At 63.6% G+C, this 6816-nt stretch carries 5 protein-coding genes and 1 pseudogene; 3 read left to right on the forward strand and 3 right to left on the reverse strand.

Annotation, left to right across the window (positions count from 1 at the left end; genetic code table 11):
• Position 1: 1 nt before the first annotated feature.
• Positions 2–1288 (reverse strand): alginate O-acetyltransferase AlgX-related protein, encoded by a 1287-nt coding sequence (locus tag NEI07_RS12885; protein WP_256035050.1) that lies wholly within the window; start codon positions 1286–1288, stop codon positions 2–4.
• A 24-nt stretch (positions 1289–1312) separates the two neighbouring features.
• Entirely contained in the window at positions 1313–2743 is a 1431-nt protein-coding gene (locus tag NEI07_RS12890) for an MBOAT family O-acyltransferase (protein WP_256035051.1), read from the reverse strand.
• 443 nt (positions 2744–3186) lie between these two features.
• On the opposite strand from NEI07_RS12890, the gene tyrS reads away from it, so the two are divergent.
• Entirely contained in the window at positions 3187–4449 is a 1263-nt protein-coding gene (tyrS, locus tag NEI07_RS12895) for a tyrosine--tRNA ligase (RefSeq protein WP_256035052.1), read from the forward strand.
• A gap of 139 nt (positions 4450–4588) precedes the next feature.
• On the opposite strand, the gene recA is transcribed toward tyrS, so the two are convergent.
• The gene (recA, locus tag NEI07_RS12900) at positions 4589–5653 is read right to left on the reverse strand and encodes a recombinase RecA (protein ID WP_256035053.1); all 1065 of its coding nucleotides are present in this window, start codon (positions 5651–5653) and stop codon (positions 4589–4591) included.
• Between the two features lie 331 nt (positions 5654–5984).
• Between recA and NEI07_RS12905 the strand changes: the two genes are divergently transcribed.
• Positions 5985–6512, forward strand: a complete 528-nt coding sequence (locus tag NEI07_RS12905; RefSeq protein WP_256035054.1) for an adenine phosphoribosyltransferase — start codon at positions 5985–5987, stop codon at positions 6510–6512.
• Between the two features lie 97 nt (positions 6513–6609).
• Positions 6610–6816: pseudogene (locus NEI07_RS12910) on the forward strand (L,D-transpeptidase family protein); the annotation flags it as partial.

The following is a 6816-nucleotide window of genomic DNA, read 5'->3' on the forward strand; positions in this document are numbered from 1 at the left end:
TCTAATGTGAACGGCGCAGCGCCTCTGCGAGATGCCCGACCTGCTTCGTCGTAGCGATGCCGGCTTCGTTTTCTTCGAGCAGGACGAAGTCGGCGCCGGCGAGGTTCTCATCGAGTTCCTCTGTCGTGGCCGCCAGCCGTTCGCCATTCGAGGCGTCGCCCGGCGCGCGCCGATAATGACCGAGCTCGATCGTATTGTCCTCGGTCCGCATATAGAACCAATAGTCGATTTGCGGCGGACAGGGCGCGAGCGTCGCCGCCCCCAAAACTTGATGCAGAAAGCTGCCGCCAAGCGCGAGCAACCGTGGCGAGCGCGCGCAATCGCCCTTCTCCCCTGCCCGGCCGATTGCCGCCGTCGGATAGGACGCGTCGGGCCATAGGAGATTCAAAAGGTCCAGCAGGTCGCGGTCCGTGCCGACGGCTTCCGGCGCTGGCGCTGACGTAACGTCGAGAACGCCGATCGCCGCAGCCGGCGTCGCGCGCGTCACGTCGCGCATGGCGAGCGCGCCGCCGACGCTATTCCAATGCGAACCGCCGCGCGGAAACAGCGCGATCGGCTGTTTGGGTTTTTCCGCCGCGATGAGCGCCGGGCCGTCCACATAGCGCACATGCGATTCATCGAGCGCCGCGCGATAGGGCGCAAGCTTCTCCGGCATGATTGTCGCGCGCGCGGCGCAGGGGGCGGATTTTGGCAAATCTTCCGCATAGCGCGCCGCCTTGGACGGCGAAATCAGATAGACGAAGCTCTTCCCATGCGCCTGCGCCATGTCCTGAATGTCGCGCAGCGTCGAAGACCACGCGCCGAGACGCGCGGAATCGAACGCGCCGTCGCGTGCGCAAAATTCGTCGATGTAGAACTGCTCATAGAGCTGGCCATTGCGGCCAATCACCACTCCGGGCGCCGCCGAGCCGCCGAACAGCGAAAAGACGAGCTGATTTTTCGCGCGCACCGAAATCGGAAAAACCGGCGACATTCGGCCGAGATTTGTCGACACCGCCTTTTGCGTCTCGCCGGAAAGAAAGGCGTCGAGCGTCCAGGGCGCGGGCTTTGGCTTCGCGACGCCGGCGAGCGGCGAGGCGCTGCGGATGCGCAGCTTCGGCCAATCGCGTTCGACGGCGAAATTCCACAAATTGGCGAGGAACAAAAATGCGATGAAGCCCGCGCAACCGAAAATCGGCAGACGCGCGAGCGTCAGCGACTTCACAAAGACGACGACGCCCTCGGCGCGAACGCGCGACGGCGACGCCGCTCCAAATTCCGCCTCATGTTTCTCGATGCGCTTATCCATTTCGGCTAAAATCGCTCATTCGATTTAAAACCGGAAGTAGATGAACGGCTTGAAGGGATCGGCAAGTCCCTTCGCCAAAGCCGCAACAAAGAGCATGGAAAGCGCGCTGTTCGACGCCAATGCATAGCGCTGCGCCGCGCTTCCCCAATTGAAGTCCTTGACATAAAGCGACAGCCGCTGCGCGACGCAAATTGCCGCGGCGATCAGCGCCACGACCACATATTCGGGAGGAATGGCGACAGGCGCGCTGGCGTGCGCCCATGGATTCGCCATCAGCGCCAGCAGCGCGCCGGCTTGCGTGAGTGAGGTTGCGCGAAAGAATGTCCAGCCGACGATCACGATGATCATCGCAATGACGTTAGCGAGCCAGTCCGGCAACCGCTGCAGGCGATTGACGAGGAATAGCCGGTCGAGCACGAGGAACACGCCATTATAGGCGCCCCAGGCGATATAGGTCCAAGCCGCGCCGTGCCAGAGTCCCGAGGCGAAGAAGCAGATCCACAGATTGAGGTAGGTGCGCGCTTCGCCGCGCCGATTGCCGCCGAGCGGGAAATATAAATATTCGCGAATCCAGCTGGTGAGAGAAATATGCCAGCGCCGCCAGAAATCGGTGATGCTCGTCGCTACATAGGGCATGTTGAAATTTTCTAGAAGCCGGAAGCCGAACATGCGCGCGAGCCCAATCGCCATGTCGGAATAGCCCGAGAAATCGAAATAGATCTGAAAGGTGAAGAACAGCACGCCCGCCCAGGCCTCCGCGAAGCCAAGGGCGCTAACGTCATGCGCGAAGATCAGATCCGCGCCGCTCGCCAATGTGTCGGCGAAGAGCAGCTTCTTCACGACGCCGAGCATGAAGCGGGAAAAGCCTACGATAAAGTCGTCGACGTCGGCGTGCGGCATCGCCTCGAATTGGCGCGCGATGTCGTGATATTTGATGATCGGGCCGGCGAGGAGCTTCGGAAAGAAAAAGACGTAAAGCCCGTAGAGCAAGGGTCGGCGCGCCGGCGCGGTGACGCCGCGATAGACGTCGACGAGATAGGTGATCTTTTCAAAGACGATGAAGCTGACGCCGATCGGCAGCGCGATCTGCGGGATGTTGATCCCCGGCAGCGTCAGCGCCTTGAGCACCGCATCGAGATTGAGCGCGAGGAAGCCTGTATATTTGTAATAGACGAGGATCGCGAGATTGGCGACGACGCCAAGCGCGAGCCAGAGCTTGCGCTTCTTGTCGCCATCATGCTGAGGAGCGTCGGCGATCTTCTGCGCCACATAAAGGTCGAGCCCGACCGACGCGAAGACAAGGAAGATGAAGACCGGCTCGCTCCAGGCGTAAAAGACGACGCTTGCCGCAAGAAGGATGACGGCCCGCCGCGCGCGGACTTCTCCCAAGAAGAGATACAGGAGGTAAACCGCCGGGCCGAACAGGAACAGGAACAGCGGCTCGTAGAAAAGCATGAGTGTCCTGCGTTCGTCGGCGCGCGCCGGCGCGAGCGCGAAAGCCTGCGGCTTCTACCAAAAGCCCCGCAGTGGGGCAAGAAACCGGCCTCGGAGGGGGACGGTCTCTATGAATTTCTTGGATTCCTGTCGGTAGGCGCGGCGGCGCCGCTCTCCCTTCTCCCGCTTAGCGGGGGAAGGCGCCAAGAAGCGCCGGAAGGGGGCAAGGCGCGTTTCGTTGCGAGAATGAAACCCCGGCCCCCTCCCAGCCCTCCCCGCTTCGCGGGAGAGGGGGAGGCGACGCCCGTCATCAGAGCTGCGGACCGCTTACCAAGCAGTTCGACGCCGGCGAGTCGGGCGAACTTGCCGTCGAATGCGTCGCGGCTGGAGCTGTCAAATTTTAGCCGGAGTTATCAAGTCGGGATCGCTTGCGCAGGCGCCGCGTTGCGCCTATCACGCCCGCCATGGCCACTGATTTTTCTCCTGCGTCCGATTTCCTGCGCGCGCTGATCGAGCGCGGCTTCGTCCATCAATGCTCGGACTTTGCCGGACTTGACGAGAGGGCGCGGTCGGGGGCGCTCTCCGCCTATATCGGCTTCGATTGCACGGCGCCCTCGCTCCACGTTGGCTCGCTCCTGCCGATCATGATGCTCGCCTGGCTGCAGCGCACCGGCGGCAAGCCGTTGCCGCTGATGGGCGGCGGCACGACGCGGGTCGGCGATCCTTCCGGCAAGGATGAGAGCCGCAAGCTTTTGACCGTCGAACAGATCGACGCGAACAAGGCGTCGATCCGGACGGTCTTCGAGCGCTTCCTCACGTTTGGCGAGGGCGCGAGCGACGCGCTGATGCTCGACAACGCCGATTGGCTGGCGGGGTTAAACTACATCGACTTCCTGCGCGACGTCGGCCGCCACTTCTCCGTTAATCGCATGCTGACCATGGATTCGGTGAAGCTGCGGCTCGAACGCGAGCATGAACTCTCCTTCATCGAGTTCAACTACATGTGCCTGCAGGCCTACGACTTCGTCGAGATCAACAGGCGTTACGGCGCGCTGCTGCAGATGGGCGGCTCGGATCAATGGGGCAATATCGTCACGGGTCTCGATCTCGGACGCCGCATGGGCTGCCCGCAACTCTATGCGCTCACCTCGCCGCTGCTGACGACCGCGTCGGGCGCCAAGATGGGCAAGACCGCGGCGGGCGCCATCTGGCTCAACGCCGACATGCTGTCGCCCTATGACTACTGGCAGTATTGGCGCAATACCGAAGACGCCGACGTCGCCCGCTTCCTGAAGCTCTTCACCTTCCTGCCGATGGACGAGATCGCTCGGCTCGCGGCGCTGCAGGGCGCCGAGATCAACGAAGCCAAGAAGACTCTCGCGACGGAGGCGACGGCGCTCATTCACGGCCGCGCGGCGGCGGATGCGGCCGCGGCAACCGCGCGCACGACATTCGAAGAAGGCGCGCTCGCGCTGTCGCTCCCTAAGGTCGCCGTTTCGGCCGAGGAAATCGCCGCCGGCCTTGGCGTGCTGACGGCCTTCGTCAAAGCCGGACTCGTCGCGTCGACCGGCGAAGCGCGACGCCAGATCAAGGGCGGCGGGCTGCGCGTCAACGATATGCCGGTGACGGACGAACGCACTGTCATCGGCGAAGCGGCGTTTGCGAGCGACGGCGTCGCCAAACTCTCGCTCGGCAAGAAGAAGCACGTATTGCTTGAGCGCGCCTAGCGCGCGTCCCGGTCACGCCGCCATCCGCTCCCACGCCACGTCGGTCACAACCAGTCGATCCATCGCACCCAAGGCCGCCTCCCCTAAGGCCGCCTTGAATCTGATGTGCGCCTGAAATGTAGTCCTAGAGCCGCAGGACCTAGCCCTCGTTTTCATCCGGCGCGTCAAGAATACGCTCGGCGATCAGCCCGGCGTTCTCGCGGATCGCCTGTTCGATGCGCTGCGCGGCCTCGGGGTTTTGCTTCAAGAAGCTCTTGGCGTTCTCGCGGCCCTGGCCAAGCCTCTGGCTGTCGTAGGAGAACCAGGCGCCCGACTTCTCGACGACGCCGGCCTTGACGCCAAGATCGATCAATTCGCCGAATTTGGAGACGCCCTCGCCATACATGATGTCGAATTCGACCTGTTTGAACGGCGGCGCCACCTTGTTCTTGACCACTTTGACGCGGGTCTGGTTGCCGGTCGTCTCGTCGCGGTCCTTGATCGCGCCGATGCGGCGGATGTCGAGCCGCACCGAGGCGTAGAATTTCAACGCATTGCCGCCGGTCGTCGTCTCCGGCGAACCGTACATCACGCCGATCTTCATGCGGATCTGATTGATGAAGATGACGAGCGTGTTGGAGCGGGCGATCGAGGCGGTAAGCTTGCGCAGCGCCTGGCTCATCAGCCGCGCCTGCAGGCCCGGCTGCACGTCGCCCATTTCGCCCTCGATTTCCGCGCGGGGCGTCAGCGCCGCCACCGAATCGACGACGAGCACGTCGACGGCCCCGGAGCGCACCAGCGTGTCGGTGATTTCGAGCGCCTGCTCGCCGGTGTCGGGCTGCGAAATTAAGAGATCTTCGAGATTGACGCCGAGCTTGCGGGCGTAGATCGGATCCAGCGCATGTTCCGCGTCGACGAAGGCGCAGACGCCGCCCAATTTCTGCGCCTCGGCGATGACATGCAGGGTGAGGGTGGTCTTGCCCGAGGATTCCGGCCCATAAATTTCAACGACGCGGCCGCGCGGCAGGCCGCCGACGCCCAGCGCGATGTCGAGCCCCAGCGAGCCCGTCGAGATCGTCTCGATCTCGACGGCCTTCTGGTTCTTGCCGAGCCGCATGATCGAACCTTTGCCGAATGCGCGCTCGATCTGCGACAGAGCGGCGTCCAGCGCCTTGGTCTTGTCCACGGACGTCCCTTCCACGAGGCGGAGATTGGCTTGGCTCACGGCTGAAAATTCCTTCTGACACGGTTAGCTAGGCGCAGGCAATGCGGCTGCGAGGGCGTTCGCGAGGCAAGGGCGCTGGGCGAAAGAGCGCGCTCGACCCTGAACTCCAATGTGCACGATTTGTTCTTTTTGCCAAGTTCTTTTTGAAGGACCTCGCCCGGAAAATATGGGTCGACAACAAGTCGTGATCGGGGGCGCCTCTGCGCGAGGGCCGATCCCCAGCCACGCCCCCATTTGCGCCCTCCCCCACCATCCGTGTATCTCTTTGAGCGTGGCGGTTTCGCCATCCCATCCACGCGGCCAGATTCGCCGCTGATCGCAGGGCCGTTTCATGCCGCTTGCCGCCGCCATTCGCACCATTCCCGATTATCCCAAGAAGGGAATCCTCTTTCGCGACATCACCACCCTGCTCGGCGACGCCAAGGCGTTCCGCAAGGCGGTCGACGAACTCGTGCAGCCCTGGTGCGGCGGCAAGATCGACAAGGTCGCTGGGATGGAGGCGCGCGGCTTCATCCTAGGAGGCGCGGTGGCGCATCAGCTTTCCGCCGGCTTCATCCCCATCCGCAAGAAGGGCAAGCTGCCGCATCGCGTCGTCTCGATCGCCTATGAGCTCGAATATGGCGTCGACGAAATGGAGATGCATGAGGACGCGGTCCGCCCCGGCGAGCGGGTGATCCTCGTCGACGATCTCATCGCCACCGGCGGCACCGCCGAGGGCGCGGTGAAGCTCCTGCGCCAGGCCGGGGCCGACGTCGTCGCCGCCTGTTTCGTCATCGACCTGCCCGACCTCGCCGGCGTGAAAAGGCTTCAGGCGCTCGGCGTGCCGGTGCGCACGCTGGTCGCCTTCCAAGGCCACTAAACCGCCTTTTTCGAATGGTCTTGCTCAGCCCAGGCTCGAAATTCAGAATCTCGGTTCAGAATCTCGGCTCAGAATCCAGGAGAGGCGGCATAGGCGCATGACGCCGCGACAGACCCAATTGGCGCTGGCGGCGATCGCCGTCGCCGCGCTCATCGGCGGAGTCGCGACCCTCCGCTATCTGCCCTGGGGCGAGAGCGCGTCTCCCGTCCGGAGCGACGCCGCGCGCAGCGCCTGGAGCGGCGCGCTGCCGACCGGCTTGCGCCGCATGGCCCTGCGGGTGCAGCCCGGCGCGTTCCCCCCTGCT

This window comes from Methylocystis suflitae (genome assembly GCF_024448135.1).
Taxonomy (GTDB): domain Bacteria; phylum Pseudomonadota; class Alphaproteobacteria; order Rhizobiales; family Beijerinckiaceae; genus Methylocystis; species Methylocystis suflitae.

Bases quoted from the DNA above. Each gene is read 5' to 3' on its own strand.
- NEI07_RS12905 (WP_256035054.1), top strand. From the start codon at position 5,985: ATGCCGCTTGCCGCCGCCATTCGCACCATTCCCGATTATCCCAAGAAG.
- tyrS (WP_256035052.1), top strand. From the start codon at position 3,187: ATGGCCACTGATTTTTCTCCTGCGTCCGATTTCCTGCGCGCGCTGATC.
- NEI07_RS12890 (WP_256035051.1), bottom strand. From the start codon at position 2,743: ATGCTTTTCTACGAGCCGCTGTTCCTGTTCCTGTTCGGCCCGGCGGTT.
- NEI07_RS12885 (WP_256035050.1), bottom strand. From the start codon at position 1,288: ATGGATAAGCGCATCGAGAAACATGAGGCGGAATTTGGAGCGGCGTCG.